Raw genomic sequence first — 15,493 nt, 5'->3', positions numbered from 1 at the left:
AGGCACTTAGAGCAGACCGGCCTGGGTCATCAGCGCCACTGCCTTGCGGTTGTCCAGGGTCGAGGCGTCAACCACCGGAGCGTCGAGTTGGGCCAGGGGCACCAGCGTCGACTGCGAAGCAGCGCCCTCGCCCACGGCGTACTCGAAGGACTTGCCGTGGGTCAGCACCGCCTGGCCCTGCTGGCCGGTGATGTATGTGACGAACGCCTGCGCCTCTTCAGGGTGCTTGCTGGAGGCCAGCACCCCAGCCCCGGAGATGCTCACGAAGGCGCCTGGGTCCTTGTGCTTGAAATAATGCAGCGCGGTGTCCTTGCTGTTTTCGCCGGTCTTGGCCTGATCGACATAACTGTAGTAGTGATAGATTACCCCGCCCTCCACCTGCCCGGCATTCACCGCCTTGAGCACCGCGCTGTTGCCACGGTAGATCGTCGCGTTGGCTTTCATGGCCTTGAGCCAATCCAGGGTGGCTGCCTCGCCCTTGAGCTGCAGCACCGCTGCCACGATGGCCTGGAAATCGGCACCGCCCGGTGACGCAGCCCAGCGGCCTTTCCACTCAGGCTTGGCCAGGTCCAGCAAGGAGGCTGGCAGGTCGCTCGCCTTGAGTGTGTCCTTGTTGTACACAAACACGGTGGAACGCGCAGCAATCGCCGTCCAGTTCCCATGGGCCGGGCGATAGGCACTGCCCACCTGGCTCAGGGTGCTCGGCGCCAGTGGCGCGAACAGCCCGGCCTTGTCCACCAGCACCATGGCCGGGGAGTTTTCGGTCAGAAAGACATCCGCAGGCGAAGCCTTGCCTTCCTGCACCAGTTGGTTGCCCATTTCACTGTCGTCGCCGTTGCGCAAGGTGACCTTGATGCCCGTTTCCTTGCTGAAGCCCTCGACCCAGGCCTTGGTCAACCCTTCGTGCTGGGCGTTGTAGACCACGATGCCCTCGGCGCTGGGCGCTGCACAGACGTAACCGCCGGCCAACAGTGCCGTGCTCAGCAAGCTCATTTTCAGGAATGCAGGAATACGCGAAATCATCGTTTGAGCCGCTCCAGTGGGTGTGATGCGCCTAACAAATGCGAATCTTAATTATTAAGATAACGACACTAGCGAGCATTTCATCAACGAGCGGTGATGGCGATGTGAAAATTGTGTCTGAAATCGACACATACCGCCTCGTGCAAGATTTTCCCATGACCGACCCGGCCTCTTCGCAAGCAAGCTGCGCCAACCCTGTATGCTTTGCCCTCAGGTACCCTGCTCCGCTGCGCAGCGGCTGTGCCGCGTAACCGGTTGTACCGAAAGGATCAGACATGACGTCCAGCCCCCCACTGCTTCACGCCAGGCAGCTGAGCCGACAGCAACCCTCCTCGGATCAGCTGTTGCTGGCCCCCACTGACTTTGCCCTGACGGCCGGCACTCAGGCCGCCGTCACCGGCCCCTCGGGCTCGGGCAAGAGCGTCTTTCTGCGCGCCCTCGCGCTGCTCGACCCCCTGCGCTCGGGCGAGGTGTTCTGGCACGGCCAGGCGGTGCACGGCGAGCACATTCCGGGCTACCGCAGCCACGTCTGTTACGTGGCGCAGAAACCGGCGCTCACCGACGGCAGCGTCGAAGCCAATCTGCGCTTTCCCTTCGCCCTCAAGGTCCATCGTTCGCGTCATTTCCAACAGGATCGTGTCGCCAGATTGCTGCGCAAGGCCGGCAAAGATGACAGCTTCCTTGCCAAACAGGCCGCCGATCTTTCCGGCGGTGAAGCACAGATCATGGCGCTGGTGCGCATCCTCCAACTGGAACCGCACGTGATGCTGCTGGACGAGCCGACTTCGGCACTGGACCCGGCCTCGGCCTCGGCCGTGGAAGGGCTGGTGCTGGACTGGTTCGGTGAGTGTCCCCACGAGCGCGCTTATGTCTGGGTCTCCCATGATCCGGCCCAGGTCGCGCGCATCAGTAACCGCCACCTGCGCATGGTCGGCGGTGTGTTGCAGGCCGAGGACCTCGCATGAATTACCAGAACCTGTCCATGCTGGACGTGGCCATTGCCGCCGCGCTGATTCTGGTCAACGGCGTGCTGTCACTGCTGATGCACCTGGGCCTGGGTCGCCAGTTGGTGATCGCGGCCGTGCGCACCGTGGTGCAGCTATTGGCCATCGGCTACGTATTGGGCTGGGTGTTCGCCCACGCCTGGTGGTATGTGGTCTTGCCGCTGATGTGCCTGATGACGCTGATCGCCGGGGTCTCGGCCTCCGGGCGCGGCAAGCAGACCTACAAGGGCCAGTTGGCCAACAGCATCCTCTCGGTGTGGGCCAGTTCATGGCTGATCGGGGCCATCGGCCTGGGCCTGATCATCCACGTCAAACCCTGGTACGAGCCCCAGTACGCCATCCCGATTCTGGGCATGATCCTGGGCAATGCGCTGACCGGCGTGTCTTTGGGCATCGACCGCATGACTCAGGAGTTGCTGGCCACCCGGGTCAACGTCGACATGATCCTGGCCTTGGGCGGCACGCGCTGGGAGGCGGCACAGGAGGCAGCCCGGCAAGCCGTTCGCGCCGGCATGATGCCGACCCTCAATCAGATGACCGTGGTCGGTATCGTCAGCCTGCCAGGCATGATGACCGGCCAGGTGCTGGCTGGCGAAAGCCCGCTGGCGGCGGTGCGCTATCAGATCGTGATCATGTTCCTGATCGCTGCGTCGTCGGCGCTGGGCACGGTGTGTGCGGTGTTTCTGACCTACCGTCGACTGTTTTCCCGCGACCACCGCTTTGTGGTGCAACGGCTGATCCGTCGCACGTGAGGGGTCTGGGTAAAAGGCCGAGCAAAAAAAAAAGCCACCTCAAACGAGGTGGCTAAAAACTTAACCAAAGAGAGTTCGAAGGGGAGCAGGCCTGAAGTGCCACGCGGGGGAAGAGTTTGACACTTCAGGCTTGTTCGTTCTTCGAGATGGACTTTACCACTGGGGCCGAAGGTTGAAATATTGACCGTGTCGATAGTGACTATCGACCCGACCGGCAGGCACACCGTGTGACTTTTCCTCTGCGCGCCTGTCTGCGGGGCTATGCGCTGGCGCCTGGCAATCGGGACGCATCGTCAGGTATTGCTTTGCGTGATGAGTGCTATCACTTCCCTCCATTTCCGCTAGCAATCCGCCGCGCCTAACATCAGCTCCAGACAAACCACTTCCCTCTCAGTCTACTGGAGCAACTGTCATGAAATATCTCGTCTTCGCCGCCTTGTCGGTGTTCAGTGTCTACGCCTCGGCCAACAACGAAACCCACTCACCGCTGGGCGCTGGCGCCACCGCTACCGACTCGTCCGTTGCCGCCGTACGCTACGACTACTCGCAGAACCTGGACATCGCCAAAGTCATCAAGATCAGCACCCCCAGCGTCACCAGCTGCGGCCCGGTGACCTCGCACATGATCTACCAGGACTCCAAAGGCGTGACCCACAACATGGAATACACCCGCATGGGTGATGGCTGCGAGAATGGTTGATCGTGGGCTCCGAGTTCCCGCCAGCGCGGGGGGCAGCGCGAGGGCTGGCGGGACGAGTTCAAGCGTAGGTATTTTTTCTGTATTCCGTTAACGTAAAGGTCATACCGTCCCTTTTCAGGATGCCAGCCCATGAGTGAATTCACCAGCCTGCACCTCGAACAGACCGCCCCCGGTGTGACCACACTCTGGCTCGACCGTGAGGCACGCCACAATGCCTTCGACGCCCAGATGATCGAGGAACTGCTGAGCGCCCTTGCCCAGCTGAAAAATGATCCCGCCCTGCGCGTGCTGGTGCTGCGCGGTCGTGGCCGGCATTTCTGTGCCGGTGCAGACCTGGCCTGGATGCAGCAAGGCGCCGCCCTGCCCTACGATGCCAATCTGCGTGATGCCGAACGGCTCGGGCAGTTGATGCAGGCCCTGCATGGGTTTCCCACACCGACCCTGGCGGTGGTCCAGGGCGCGGCCTTTGGCGGCGGTCTGGGTCTGGTGGCCTGCTGCGACATGGCCATCGGTAGCACGAGCGCGCAATTCTGCCTGTCGGAGGTGCGCATCGGCCTGGTGCCAGCGGTGATCAGCCCGTATGTGGCACAGGCCATCGGTCACCGTGCGCTACGTCGCTATGGCCTGACGGCCGAGCGCTTCGATGGCGAACAGGCCTGTGCCCTGGGCCTGCTGGCTGAATGTTTCAGCAACGATGAACTGGACGCGGCGGTCGAGCGTTGGCTGGCCAATCTGTTGTTGAACAGCCCGGCGGCCATGGTGCAGACCAAGGCGCTGCTGCTGGAGGTGAGCACGGCGCTGCTGGATGAGCATTTGCGAGCGCGCACGGCGAAGTGCATTGCCGAGGTGCGGGTCAGTGCGCAGGCTCAGGAAGGGTTGCAGGCGTTTTTGGAAAAGCGGTCGCCGGGGTGGATCTGAGGCTTCATCGCGGGCTGCGCGCGCGCCTTCGGGTGCCAACCGTAGGCGCGCGGGCAGCCCGCGATCAGGGCTGCCTCAATTCAAAGGCCGATCGCCCTGTTCATCCTTGATGCGGGTCGGCAGGCCCATGCTGTCCAGCGCCTTGAGGAACGCCCTGGCCGGCAATTCTTCGACGTTGGCCATGCGTTGCACATCCCACTCGCCCCGCGCCACCAGCAGCGCGGCGGCCACCGGCGGCACGCCGGCGGTGTAGGAGATGCCCTGGCTGTCAGTCTCGGCGTAGGCTTCTTCGTGGTCGGCCACGTTGTAGATGAAGACCTCGCGTGGCTGGCCGTCGCGGGTGCCCTTGATCAGGTCACCGATGCAGGTCTTGCCCACATAGCCCGGCGCCAGCGAGGACGGGTCCGGCAGCACGGCCTTGACCAGCTTGAGCGGCACCACTTCCAGGCCTTCGGCGGTTCTGACCGGCTTTTCGGACAGCAGGCCGAGGTTGTTCAGCACCGTGAACACATTGATGTAGTGCTCGCCGAAGCTCATCCAGAACCGTACGTTGGGCACGTCGAGGTTCTTGGACAACGAGTGCACTTCATCGTGGCCGGTCAGGTAGAGGTTCTGTGAACCCACCACCGGCAGGTCATCGGTGCGCTTGACTTCGAACATGGTGTTGCGGGTCCACTGGCTGTTCTGCCAGCTCCACACTTGCCCGGTGAATTCGCGGAAATTGATTTCCGGGTCGAAATTGGTGGCGAAATATTTGCCATGGGAGCCCGCATTCACATCCAGGATGTCGATCGACTCGATGTGGTCGAAATACTCCTGCTGGGCAAGTGCGGCATAGGCATTGACCACGCCTGGGTCAAATCCGATCCCGAGAATGGCCGTGATGTTTTTCTGCTTGCATTCGTCCAGGTGCTTCCACTCGTAGTTGCCGTACCAGGGCGGCGTTTCGCAGACCTTGCCCGGCTCTTCGTGGATAGCGGTGTCCAGATAGGCCACGCCGGTGTCGATGCACGCCCGCAGCACTGACATGTTGAGGAAGGCGGAGCCGACGTTGATGACAATCTGCGACCCGGTTTCGCGGATCAGCGCCTTGGTCGCTTCAACGTCCAGTGCATTCAGCGCAAAGGCCTGGATCTGGGCGGGCACCTTGAGGCTGCCCTTGGCATTGACGCTGTCGATGATGGCCTGGCATTTGGAGATGTTGCGCGACGCGATAGCAATACGACCGAGTTCGTCGTTGTGCTGCGCGCACTTGTGGGCCACCACCTTGGCGACACCTCCTGCTCCAATGATAAGAACGTTCTTCTTCAATCTCTTTCCCACTCCCTTATCTGTCGGCCTTACGAAAGGCTGGACAGGTAATCGTCAAAACCAAATTCGCGAACCACGTCGACACTACCGTCGAGTTGTTTCACTACGATGGCTGGCATTTTCAAACCGTTGAACCAGTTCTTCTTGACCATGGTGTAGCCTGCCGCGTCGATGAACGACAGCCGATCGCCGATGGACAGCGGACGATCGAATGAGTACTCGCCGAAGATGTCTCCGGCCAGGCACGACTTGCCGCACACCATGTAGCGGTGTTCACCGGTGTTGGGCGCCATCTTGGCGTCCAGGCGGTAGATCAGCAGGTCGAGCATGTGCGCTTCGATGGAGCTGTCGACCACGGCCAGGTGCTTGCCGTTGTAGAGGGTGTCGAGCACGGTGACTTCCAGCGAGGCGCTCTGGGTGATGGCCGCTTCGCCCGGCTCAAGGTAGACCTGCACGCCGTACTGCTCGGAGAAGGCCTTGAGCCGCGCGCAGAACGCGTCGATGGCATAGCCTTCGCCGGTAAAGTGAATGCCGCCGCCCAGGCTGACCCATTCGACCTTGTGCAGCAGATGACCGAAGCGCTCCTCGATGGTGCCCAGCATCTTGTCGAACAGCTCGAAATCGCCGTTCTCGCAGTTGTTGTGGAACATGAAGCCGGAAATCTGCTCGATCACCCCTTCGACCTTGACCGGATCCCATTCGCCCAGGCGACTGAACGGCCGGGCCGGGTCGGCCAGCAGGTAATCGGAGCTGCTGACCTGGGGGTTGACCCGCAGGCCGCGGGTCTTGCCGGCCGAGGCCTCGGCGTAGCGCTGCAACTGGCCGATGGAGTTGAAGATGATCTTGTCGCAGTTGGCCAGCATCTCGTCGATTTCGTCATCGGCCCAGGCCACGCTGTAGGCGTGGGTTTCACCGACGAACTTCTGCCGGCCCAGCTTGAGTTCGTACAGCGACGACGACGTGGTGCCGTCCATGTACTGCTGCATCAAGTCGAACACTGACCAGGTGGCAAAGCATTTCAACGCCAACAGTGCCTTGGCCCCGGAGTGCTCGCGCACGTAGGCGATCTTCTCCAGATTGCCCAGCAGCTTCTGTTTATCGATGAGGTAATACGGCGTTTTGAGCATTTCTAGGCCCCCGGCCCGGCTAGCCAAAAAAAAGGACCCGAATTGTGCCCGCACTTGACCGAGATCGAAAGGGCGCGGCGCATATTTCTGCCCGAATGACGTGGTGGTGGTCGGCTGCAATCCGCGTCTATGGTCATGCCTAAACGGTATTTAGCCGAATTTTTTTACAACCTTATGATCTTTGATGATCGGTCATCCCTATAAAAGACAGAGCATCCTATGACATCCATGTTGCAAAAATATGTCACCCGCCGCTGGACGGCGTTGCGGGCCGCCAGCCTTTGCCTGATCAGCGCCGCGCTGGCCACACCTCTGCACGCCGCCGAGACAGTCAGTATCGGTTACCAGAAGTCCTCAACGCTGATCACCTTGCTCAAGACCCAAGGCACCCTGGAACAGGCACTGAAAGATAAGGGCATCGCCGTCAGCTGGCATGAGTTTCCCAGCGGCCTGCCCTTGCTGGAGGCCTTGAACACCGGCAATGTCGACCTCAGCGCCGACGTGGCCGACACCGTACCGATCTTCGCCCAGGCTGCCGGCGCGCGGCTGACGTATTTTGCCCAGGAGTCGGCGTCGCCCCAGGCACAGGCCATCGTGGTGCGCAGTGACTCGCCGATCCAGCGGCTGGCCGATCTCAAAGGCAAGAAAGTCGCCGTGACCAAGGCCGCGGGCACCCATTACCTGCTGATCGCGGCGCTGGCCCAGGCCGGGCTGAAGTTTTCCGATATCCAGCCGGCGTACCTGTCCCCGGCCGACGGGCGCGCGGCCTTCGAAAACAACAAAGTGGATGCGTGGGTGACCTGGGAACCGTTCCTCACCAGCGTCCAGCGCCAATTGCCGACCCGCGTGCTGACCGATGGCAGGGGGCTGGCCAGCTATAAGCGCTACTACCTGACCACCACGGCCTATGCCCAGGCGCACCCCGAGGTGCTCAGACAGGTGTTTGCCCAGTTGCAGCAGGCCGGTGAGTGGGTCAAGGCCCACCCAGCCGATGCTGCGAAAGTGCTGGGGCCGCTGTGGGGCAATCTGGATGGCCCGACGGTGGAAGCGGCCAATGCCCACCGGACCTATCAGGTCCAGGCGGTCACGGCCGACCAATTGGGTGAGCAGCAGAAGATTGCCGATGCGTTTTTGGCCGCCGGGTTGCTGCCCAAGGCGGTGGATGCCAAGGATGTGGGGGTCTGGAAGCCTTGAAATGGCCTGCGCATGATGGCCTCGTGGCCTGCGCTTTACGGCCGATACACGCTCTGCGGCACGCACACCACCCCATCAAACAACAACCGCGCCGTGCGCAGCAGCCCGCACCCGGCCAGGGCGCCGTTGTCCAGCTTCAGCTGCACGGTGAACTCCCCGGTGGGATGTTCCACCGACAATCGTACCTGCGCCCCTTGCGGCACCTGGGCCAGCCCATCGGCCACCGAGCCGGGCAGCAGACAAGCCGAAGCCACACTGACGGCGCCAAACACCCCGATGGAGGCATGGCATTTGTGTGGAATGAAACTTCGGCTGCTGATGGCGCCCCCGGCCTGGGGCGCGGCGATCAGGGTCATCTTCGGCACTGTGCGCTCGCTGACATCCCCCAGGTTCATCAACGGCCCGGCTTGCAGGCGAATCCGCTCGATACGCGCCTTGAGCTCGGTGTCGGCATCGAGCTCAAGGCGGGTTTCATAGCCGGTGCGGCCCAGATCGGCGGCGCGCATCAGCACCACGGGCATGCCGTTGTCGATGCAAGTCACCTCGACGCCGTCGATCACTTGCCTGACCTGCCCGGTGGGCAGCAAGGCACCGCAGCTGGAGCCGGCGATGTCATCGAACTCGACCACGATGGGTGCCGCCGTGCCCGGGACGCCGTCGATGCGCGCTGTGCCGTGGTAGCGCAGCGCGCCGCCGGGGGTCTGCAACAGGGCCGTGGCGGTCTGCCCGGTATTTTCCATGAAGATGCGCACTTGCGTCTCCTCACCCTGGATGTCCACCAGCCCGCGCTCCAGTGCGAACGGACCGACACCGGCCAGAATATTGCCGCAGTTCTGCCCGTAATCCACCCGCGGCTCGTCCACCACCACTTGGGCAAACAGGTAATCGACGTCCACACCCGGCCGCTGTGAGCGGCGGATGATCGCCACCTTGCTGGTCAGCGAGTCAGCTCCACCCACCCCATCGATCTGCCGGGGGTCGGGCGAGCCCATGGCGGCCAGCAGCACGCGGTCGCGCAACGGGCCTTCGCCCGGCAGGTCATCGGCCAGAAAATAGGTGCCCTTGGACGTGCCGCCGCGCATCAGCAGGCAAGGAATCCGCGTCTGGCCCATGGCTCAACCCTCCAACTGGTCAAGGCTGTCGTAATACTTCAGGCCCTTTTCCGCCAGGCGCACACGCATGTTGTAGATGTCCAGGCCCAGCTCGCCAGCGGCCAGGCGCAGGCGTTTGTGCTCTTCGAGGTCGGCACGCTTGCGGCTGGCCTCGATAACCCCGGCCAGCTCTTCACGGCGCACGATGACCACACCGTCGTCGTCGGCCAGCACCGCGTCACCCGGGTTGACCAGTTGCCCGGCGCAGACCACCGGGATGTTCACCGAACCCAGGGTTTCCTTGATAGTGCCTTGGGCGTGCACGGCCCGGGACCAGACTTGAAAGCCCATCTCGCGCAGGGTGCGGGTGTCGCGTACGCCGGCGTCGAGGACCAGACCACGCACCCCACGGGCCTGCAGAGAGGTGGCCAGCAGGTCGCCGAAAAAGCCGTCGGTGCACGGCGAACTGGGCGCCACCACGAGGATGTCGCCAGGCCGGCACTGCTCCACGGCCACATGGAACATCCAGTTGTCGCCCGGAGCCACCAGCACCGTCACCGCCGAGCCGCTGATGGCGGTGTCCTGCTGGATCGGGCGCATGTACGAGGCCAGCAGGCCCTTGCGGCCCTGGGCCTCATGCACCGTTGCCACGCCATACTGAGTGAGTTCGTCCACCAGGGCCTGCTCGGCCCGAGGGATGTTGCGAATGACCACGCCGGTCTTTCCGATCAGGTTCATCCCAGGTTCTCCGTCACGCGAGGAAAGATGCTCTGATAGCCCTCGCCATAGATGATGTCTTTTTTCGCGGTGATGCCGATGTTGCGCTTGGCCTGTACGCCGCGTTGCAGCGCCACGCGGGTGTAGTACTCCCACAGGTGCTCTTGGCCGGCCATGCACTGGATGGCGGCGTATTTCTTGTCCCATACCGTAGTGATGTCCAGCAGCACATCGGGCTTCCACTCGCACTGTTCCGGCTGGTGCGGCTCGAAACTGTAGACCGGCGGCGCGCCGACGATCGTTTCGCCGGGCTTGTAGCCTTCGGCCTGGGCGATGATCCGCGCTTCCTGGGCCAGGTGAATGGCCAGCGGATGGTCGTAGTTGTAGGGGTCTTTCAGAGAGTGGCTGAGGACGAACTCCGGCTGCACCCGGCGAAACACGTCGGCCAGGCGAAACAGGGTGTCGGTGTCGGCGCGCATCGGGTAGTCGCCGATGTCGAAGAACTCGACGCTGGCACCGAGAATATCGGCAGCGGCCTGGGCCTCTTCGCGTCGAGCAGCCTTGACCTTGCTTTCGGTCATGTCGCCGCCCTTGCGCCAGAGCTTGGCCGATTCGCCACGCTCGCCGAAGCTCAGGCAGACGATGTGCATGCCATAACCCTGTTCGGCATGCAAGGCGATGGCGCCACCGGCGCGCCAGACGAAGTCGGCGGAATGGGCGCTGACCACCAGGGCGGTCTTGTTGTTTGCGGGGCTGATCATGGCAGGAGACTTCCCTCGTTGAAGTACCCCGATGCTGACAGTCGTCGCCCGCCCGGCCCAATGCTTAACCTTGCTGCAGCTATACTTTTTGCTTATGGGCGCCGCATACTGGACGTCCCGCCACGCCGTCGGAGCCTCTGTGAGCAGCCTGCCCCCGTTGATGCAGATCCGCGCCTTCGTGCGCATTGCCGAATACGGCAGCGTCTCCCGCGCCTCCCAGGTCCTGCTGCGCGCGCAGTCGGTGGTGACCCGCTCGATTCGCGATCTGGAGCTGGGCCTGGACGTGCAGTTGTTCGAGCGCCACGCCAACGGTATGTTGCTCACCCCCCAGGGCAAGTCGATCCTGCCCCGCGCCCAGCGCATCCTCGCGGAGCTGGAAGCCATTCCCGCCCTGCTCGGCCACGCGCCCCACGAGCCGCTGTACCTGTTGCAGTCGCGGCGCCTGGAAATATTCGTCAAACTCTGCGAAACCCAGCACATGCAGACCGTCGCCAACACCTTCGGCCTGACCCAGCCGGCCATCAGCGCGGCGCTCAAGGTGCTCGAGGACGGGGCCGGCAAGGCCTTGTTCGAGCGCACCGCCCGCGGTTTGCAACCGACCCGCGCCAGCCAGGACATCCTGTTGCCGATTCGCCGGGTGCTCAACGAACTGCGGCACATACCGGCCGACGTCGCGCTGCTCAAGGGTTCACTGCAAGGGGTGGTGATGGTCGGCGCCCTGCCCCTGGGCCGCACGCGGATCCTCCCCGAGGCCATCGTGCGCCTGCTGGAGCAACACCCCGGCGTGCGCGTGGCCACCAACGAAAGCCCGTTCAATCTGCTGGCCATGGAGCTGCGTGCCGGCGACGTCGATTTCGTCCTCGGCGCGCTCCGCTCTCACGACTACGCCAGCGACCTGCAGGGCGAGCAATTGTTGATCGAAGAAATGGTCATCCTGGCCCGCCGGGATCATCCCTTGCTGGGCCAGACCGTGAGTCTGGATGACTTGGCCCATGCGCGCTGGGTGCTGCCCCGGGCGGACACCCCGGCACGCCAGCTGCTGGAGGCGCACTTTGCCGGGCTGGGCCGCACGCCGCTGGAGCCGGTGGTAGAAACCGGCGACATGGCCATCATTCGCGGCCTGCTGATGCGCTCGGACTTGCTGGCGGTGGTGTCCGCCCACCAACTGGAGTACGAAATCGCTTCCGGCGAGCTGCGCCCGCTGGCCTTGCAGCTGCGCGACACCTACCGCCCCATTGGCCTGATCTACCGGCGCAACGGCTTGCACTCGCCAGCGGCGCAGGCGCTGATCGAAGAAATCCGCCGGGTCAGCGTCTGCCAGCCACCGAGTAGGTGACCTGCTGGTTACGGGTCTTCTGGAAATCTTCCAGCGACAGGCCCTTCATGGCCGAGTAGATGTGCAGGTTGGACACCCCGATGACGGCGCCGAGCTTTTCCAGGAGGAAGAAGATCGCGCCATAGCGGATCAGCCCCTGCCAGTCTCGCGCCGCCACCAGCCCACACTCCTCTGCCGTCAGCTGGTGCTCGTCGAACAACGCCTGGGGGTTGTCGAGAAAGCGCTGGCGCCACGCCGGGTCGATGAGGTTATGCAGGAAACGATTGAGACGGTAGCCCTTGTGGCTGCGCTCCAGGGTGAATGGGTAGGTGCCCGGCAACTGGTCGATACCGGCCAACTGGTGGTCGATATGCTCGCGATGGCGCTGCTGCAGTTCCAGGGCCAGTTCGCCGGGCAGCGGCGCGGCACGGTTTTCCAGAAGCAGCGTGGCGATACCGGTCATCGACGGCAGGTAGTAGTCCTGGTGCAGCTTCTCGACGTTGGCCGACAGCGCGCCGCGCATGATCAGCCAGGTGATCACTTCCGAGCCTTCCATGCCGCCCAGGGTGGCGTATTCAGCCAAGGTGATCTCGGTCAGGCGCTCGGGGTCGTTGACCAGCAGATCAAGGAACTGTGCGTCCCATTCCGGGTTGTTGAAGCCGCACCGCTCGCCATGCACCTGATGGGATACGCCACCGGTGGCGACGATAGCCACTTTCAGGTCCTCGGGGTAGCTTTCGATGGCACGGCGCAGGGCCTTGCCCAGGTGGTAGCAGCGGCGCGCACTGGGAATCGGGAATTGCAGCACGCCCACTTGCAGGGGCACGACCTGCACCGGCCAGCCGTCCTTGAACGGCATCAATGCCGACATTGGCGAGAACAGGCCGTGGTCGATGGGTTTGTCGCGAAAGAACGACATGTCGAACTCGTCGGCCATCAGGCTGTTGCCAATGTGCCGGGACAGCGCCGCATGACCGCCGATGGTCGGCAAGGCGCGCTTGCCGCCGCCCTCGTCCGCGACCTCGTAGTGGTCATCGACGCCCAACGCAAAGGCCGAGTAGTGATCGAAAAAGAATGAGGTCACGTGGTCGTTGAAAATGTAGAACAGCACGTCCGGCTTGCGCTCGGCCAGCCAGGCCTTGATCGGCTTGAAGCTCTCGAAGATCGGCGCCCAGGCGGCTTCGTCCTGTTTGTCGTGGTCGACTGCAAAGCCGATAGTGGGAGTATGCGAAACGGCCAGGCCGCCGATGATTGTTGCCATGTTCTACTTCTCCACCCATTTTGATTAGCCAAGCGTTGTGAGCATACAAGGAGCAAGGTCTTCACACGCCTGTGAAATGCTTAATCGGGTATCGGTTCTATTGATGAGGGCGGTACAACTGGTCTACCAGAACCCGCCAGTCAAAGGGTTCGGTATAGCCCAGGCCCTGACTGAGCATGCTGTCCACCAGACCGCGCTGGGTAGCGACAATGGCGCGGCTCATGTTCGGTTCGACGCCGACATCGGCGGCGGTGCGGGCCACCTCCTCCATTTCTTCGGCACGGCGTCGGCCATGCTCGGCCACCCGGCTGATCAGGTAGTGCGGCTGACGGTCATCCCAGCCCATGCCCGGAAAACTCTTGTGCAAGGACGCCAGCACTGCCTCTTCCGCACCATAGTGGCGTGCGGTAGACAGGCACTCAGTGGTCAGGGCCTCCAGCCCCTTGATCATGATGCTGCGGCACATCTTGATTGCCGAGGCCACGCCGACGCGGTCGGCCACCACCCGCACGTTGAAACCCAACGGCACCAGCCACCCCGCCAGATCCTCGGCCAGCGCCCCGCCCAGCAGGATCGGTGTCTGCAAGCGCTGGGGGGGCACCGGAGCCATGACGGCGGCATCGACATAGCGCCCAGCGCCCTGCTCGATGGACGCGCTGGCGGCCTGCTTGGTGGTCGGCGCCACAGAGTTGATGTCCATGAACACCTGGCCCGAGCGCAGGAACGGCGCGATCTGCTGCGCCACGTTCAACGCCGACGCGGCGGTGACGGCACTGATGATCAACTGTACATCGCGCACGGCGGCCTCGGCGCTGTCGCACGGCTGGACGCCGGCCTGGGCCGCTTTGTTCAGCATGGAGGGGCGGTGCTCGGGCCTCTCCAGCCATTGGTCGTAAGCGTTGACGCGCACGCCTTGGGCAACCAAGTCCTGGCCAAGAATACCGCCGGCCTCACCGAAGCCGATCAGGGCCACTGTTTCCAATACACTCATTGACTGTTCTCCAGATGGGGGGTGGACGTGCGCTCGGCATGGGCTGCCGGCGCAGGTTTGAGGCAAGCGTCGAACCGCTCGCGGTCGAAGAGCCTTTCCCAGCGGCAGATGACGAACACCGCCACGCTGTTGCCGATGACGTTGGTGGTCGAGGTGGCGATGGCCAGCACCCGATCAATGCCGAACAGCAGCCCCAGTGCGCCCAGCGGCAGGACGCGCACCGACTCCAGGGTCGCCGCCAGCTTGATCACCGCGCCACCGGCCGCGCCGGCGCCACCTTTGGAGGTCAGCAGCATGACCCCCAGCAGGCTCAGGGACTGGCCCCAGGACAGACTGGTGTCGGTGGCCTGTGCAAGAAAACCCAGGCCACAGGCCATGTACAGGCAAGCGCCGTCGATGTTGAAGCTATAACCGGCCGGCAGCACGAAACCCACCACCGCCTCGTCGCAGCCGGCCTGGGTCAGTTTGGCCACGAGTTTCGGAAAGGCCGCCTCGCTGGAGGCCGTCCCCATGGCGATGATCGCCTCCTCCTTGATCACCCGCAGGATCTTGAGGATCGAAAACCCGGCCAGCGCCGCGACGCTGCCCAGCACCAGGAAGATGAAGATCAATACGCTGGCGTAATAGGTGAGAATGTAGCGCAACAGGTAAAGCAGGGTCTGCGAGCCGAAACTGCCCACCGCCGCCGACATCGCGCCGAATGCTCCCAGTGGCGACAGGCGCATGATGTAGCCCAGCAGTTTGAAGATGACACTCTGGCCTTCGTTGAGCAGACGCAGGCCGACCCAGTCCGGTTTAGCGCATTGGGCCAGGGCCAGGCCCACCAGGATCGAGACGAACAGCACCGGCAGGATGTCGCCGTCGACGAAGGCCGAGGCCAGGGTTTTCGGAATGATGGAGAGCAGGAAGTGTTCGAGGTTGAAGCTGCCGCCGGCCATGGCCGCGTTGACGGTGGCCGCCTGCCCGGCCGCCAGGTCATCGCCCATGCGCGCATGCAGGCCATCACCCGGCCGCACCAGCGAGACGACAATGAAACCCACTGCCATCGCCAGGCTGCTGACCACTTCGAAATAGACCAGCGTCTTCACCCCGATACGCCCCAGCCGGCGAAAATCGCCGACGTGGGCGATGCCGTGGACCACGGTGAAGAAAATGATCGGCCCCAGAACCATCTTCAACAGGGCGATGAACGCCGTGCCCAAGGGCTTCATTTTCACCGCCCATTCCGGCGCCAGCAGGCCGAGCGCGATTGCCAGACCCATGGCGATCAGCACCTGGATATAGAGTTTTCCCAGTACTTTCATGAGGTTCTTGACCCTTGTTCTTAT

General features: G+C 63.2%; 15 protein-coding genes. 6 read left to right on the top strand and 9 right to left on the bottom strand.

The features are described from left to right. Positions 1-6: 6 nt before the first annotated feature. The gene (locus tag HB675_RS22365) at positions 7-1,023 is read right to left on the bottom strand and encodes an iron ABC transporter substrate-binding protein (RefSeq protein ID WP_213881328.1); all 1,017 of its coding nucleotides are present in this window, start codon (positions 1,021-1,023) and stop codon (positions 7-9) included. Positions 1,024-1,298: 275 nt separating this feature from the next. Between HB675_RS22365 and HB675_RS22360 the strand changes: the two genes are divergently transcribed. The 4 genes from HB675_RS22360 (at position 1,299) to HB675_RS22345 (ending at position 4,397) form a co-directional block, all read left to right on the top strand. After that, positions 1,299-1,988: an ATP-binding cassette domain-containing protein gene (locus HB675_RS22360; protein WP_213881327.1), complete on the top strand. Its 690-nt coding sequence runs from the start codon at positions 1,299-1,301 to the stop codon at positions 1,986-1,988. Then, positions 1,985-2,779, top strand: coding sequence for an iron export ABC transporter permease subunit FetB (gene fetB / locus HB675_RS22355; protein ID WP_213881326.1), 795 nt, complete (start codon positions 1,985-1,987; stop codon positions 2,777-2,779). The genes HB675_RS22360 and fetB overlap by 4 nt, the downstream gene beginning before the upstream one ends. A gap of 412 nt (positions 2,780-3,191) precedes the next feature. Beyond that, positions 3,192-3,479 carry a DUF2790 domain-containing protein gene (locus HB675_RS22350; protein WP_213881325.1) on the top strand — a complete coding sequence of 96 codons (288 nt, stop codon included), beginning with the start codon at positions 3,192-3,194 and terminating at the stop codon, positions 3,477-3,479. A gap of 129 nt (positions 3,480-3,608) precedes the next feature. Then, positions 3,609-4,397, top strand: coding sequence for an enoyl-CoA hydratase-related protein (locus tag HB675_RS22345; protein WP_213881324.1), 789 nt, complete (start codon positions 3,609-3,611; stop codon positions 4,395-4,397). Between the two features lie 75 nt (positions 4,398-4,472). Here HB675_RS22345 and HB675_RS22340 read toward each other — a convergent pair whose 3' ends face one another. Then, entirely contained in the window at positions 4,473-5,708 is a 1,236-nt protein-coding gene (locus HB675_RS22340) for a saccharopine dehydrogenase family protein (RefSeq protein WP_213881323.1), read from the bottom strand. A 29-nt stretch (positions 5,709-5,737) separates the two neighbouring features. After that, positions 5,738-6,835 carry a carboxynorspermidine decarboxylase gene (locus HB675_RS22335; RefSeq protein WP_213881322.1) on the bottom strand — a complete coding sequence of 366 codons (1,098 nt, stop codon included), beginning with the start codon at positions 6,833-6,835 and terminating at the stop codon, positions 5,738-5,740. Between the two features lie 228 nt (positions 6,836-7,063). Here HB675_RS22335 and HB675_RS22330 point away from each other — a divergent pair, with 228 nt between their 5' ends. Beyond that, entirely contained in the window at positions 7,064-8,029 is a 966-nt protein-coding gene (locus HB675_RS22330) for an aliphatic sulfonate ABC transporter substrate-binding protein (RefSeq protein WP_213881387.1), read from the top strand. Positions 8,030-8,064: 35 nt separating this feature from the next. On the opposite strand, the gene HB675_RS22325 is transcribed toward HB675_RS22330, so the two are convergent. From HB675_RS22325 to galB, 3 genes are read right to left on the bottom strand one after another with little or no spacing between them, the layout of a single operon-like run. Continuing rightward, positions 8,065-9,141, bottom strand: coding sequence for a 4-oxalomesaconate tautomerase (locus HB675_RS22325; RefSeq protein WP_213881321.1), 1,077 nt, complete (start codon positions 9,139-9,141; stop codon positions 8,065-8,067). Positions 9,142-9,144: 3 nt separating this feature from the next. Next, positions 9,145-9,858, bottom strand: a complete 714-nt coding sequence (locus HB675_RS22320) for a 4-carboxy-4-hydroxy-2-oxoadipate aldolase/oxaloacetate decarboxylase (protein ID WP_213881320.1) — start codon at positions 9,856-9,858, stop codon at positions 9,145-9,147. Further along, complete coding sequence (gene galB, locus HB675_RS22315; protein WP_213881319.1) at positions 9,855-10,598, bottom strand: PIG-L deacetylase family protein; 744 nt, start codon at positions 10,596-10,598, stop codon at positions 9,855-9,857. Before galB ends, HB675_RS22320 begins: the two co-directional genes overlap by 4 nt. A 160-nt stretch (positions 10,599-10,758) precedes the next feature. On the opposite strand from galB, the gene HB675_RS22310 reads away from it, so the two are divergent. Then, entirely contained in the window at positions 10,759-11,934 is a 1,176-nt protein-coding gene (locus tag HB675_RS22310) for a LysR family transcriptional regulator (RefSeq protein ID WP_256737655.1), read from the top strand. Here HB675_RS22310 and HB675_RS22305 read toward each other — a convergent pair. The 3 genes from HB675_RS22305 to HB675_RS22295 form a co-directional block, all read right to left on the bottom strand. Continuing rightward, positions 11,906-13,174, bottom strand: a complete 1,269-nt coding sequence (locus tag HB675_RS22305; RefSeq protein ID WP_213881317.1) for a gallate dioxygenase — start codon at positions 13,172-13,174, stop codon at positions 11,906-11,908. The genes HB675_RS22310 and HB675_RS22305 overlap by 29 nt on opposite strands. A 97-nt stretch (positions 13,175-13,271) precedes the next feature. After that, a complete protein-coding gene (locus tag HB675_RS22300) occupies positions 13,272-14,165 on the bottom strand; it encodes a DUF1932 domain-containing protein (protein ID WP_213881316.1) in 894 nt (297 codons plus the stop codon). Beyond that, positions 14,162-15,469, bottom strand: a complete 1,308-nt coding sequence (locus tag HB675_RS22295; protein WP_213881315.1) for a cation:dicarboxylase symporter family transporter — start codon at positions 15,467-15,469, stop codon at positions 14,162-14,164. The genes HB675_RS22300 and HB675_RS22295 overlap by 4 nt, the downstream gene beginning before the upstream one ends. Between the last annotated feature and the right edge of the window lie 24 nt (positions 15,470-15,493).

This window comes from Pseudomonas sp. dw_358 (genome assembly GCF_018449655.1).
In the GTDB taxonomy this organism is placed as follows: domain Bacteria; phylum Pseudomonadota; class Gammaproteobacteria; order Pseudomonadales; family Pseudomonadaceae; genus Aquipseudomonas.
Note: the sequence above shows the minus strand (reverse complement) of the source record. Positions and strands in the feature narration are given on the sequence as shown.

Excerpts from the sequence above, each read along its gene's own strand:
- HB675_RS22330 (WP_213881387.1), top strand. The coding sequence starts at position 7,064 with ATGTTGCAAAAATATGTCACCCGCCGCTGGACGGCGTTGCGGGCCGCC.
- HB675_RS22295 (WP_213881315.1), bottom strand. The coding sequence starts at position 15,469 with ATGAAAGTACTGGGAAAACTCTATATCCAGGTGCTGATCGCCATGGGT.
- galB (WP_213881319.1), bottom strand. The coding sequence starts at position 10,598 with ATGATCAGCCCCGCAAACAACAAGACCGCCCTGGTGGTCAGCGCCCAT.
- HB675_RS22365 (WP_213881328.1), bottom strand. The coding sequence starts at position 1,023 with ATGATTTCGCGTATTCCTGCATTCCTGAAAATGAGCTTGCTGAGCACG.
- HB675_RS22345 (WP_213881324.1), top strand. The coding sequence starts at position 3,609 with ATGAGTGAATTCACCAGCCTGCACCTCGAACAGACCGCCCCCGGTGTG.
- HB675_RS22350 (WP_213881325.1), top strand. The coding sequence starts at position 3,192 with ATGAAATATCTCGTCTTCGCCGCCTTGTCGGTGTTCAGTGTCTACGCC.
- HB675_RS22325 (WP_213881321.1), bottom strand. The coding sequence starts at position 9,141 with ATGGGCCAGACGCGGATTCCTTGCCTGCTGATGCGCGGCGGCACGTCC.
- HB675_RS22335 (WP_213881322.1), bottom strand. The coding sequence starts at position 6,835 with ATGCTCAAAACGCCGTATTACCTCATCGATAAACAGAAGCTGCTGGGC.
- HB675_RS22320 (WP_213881320.1), bottom strand. The coding sequence starts at position 9,858 with ATGAACCTGATCGGAAAGACCGGCGTGGTCATTCGCAACATCCCTCGG.
- HB675_RS22310 (WP_256737655.1), top strand. The coding sequence starts at position 10,759 with ATGCAGATCCGCGCCTTCGTGCGCATTGCCGAATACGGCAGCGTCTCC.
- fetB (WP_213881326.1), top strand. The coding sequence starts at position 1,985 with ATGAATTACCAGAACCTGTCCATGCTGGACGTGGCCATTGCCGCCGCG.
- HB675_RS22305 (WP_213881317.1), bottom strand. The coding sequence starts at position 13,174 with ATGGCAACAATCATCGGCGGCCTGGCCGTTTCGCATACTCCCACTATC.
- HB675_RS22360 (WP_213881327.1), top strand. The coding sequence starts at position 1,299 with ATGACGTCCAGCCCCCCACTGCTTCACGCCAGGCAGCTGAGCCGACAG.
- HB675_RS22300 (WP_213881316.1), bottom strand. The coding sequence starts at position 14,165 with ATGAGTGTATTGGAAACAGTGGCCCTGATCGGCTTCGGTGAGGCCGGC.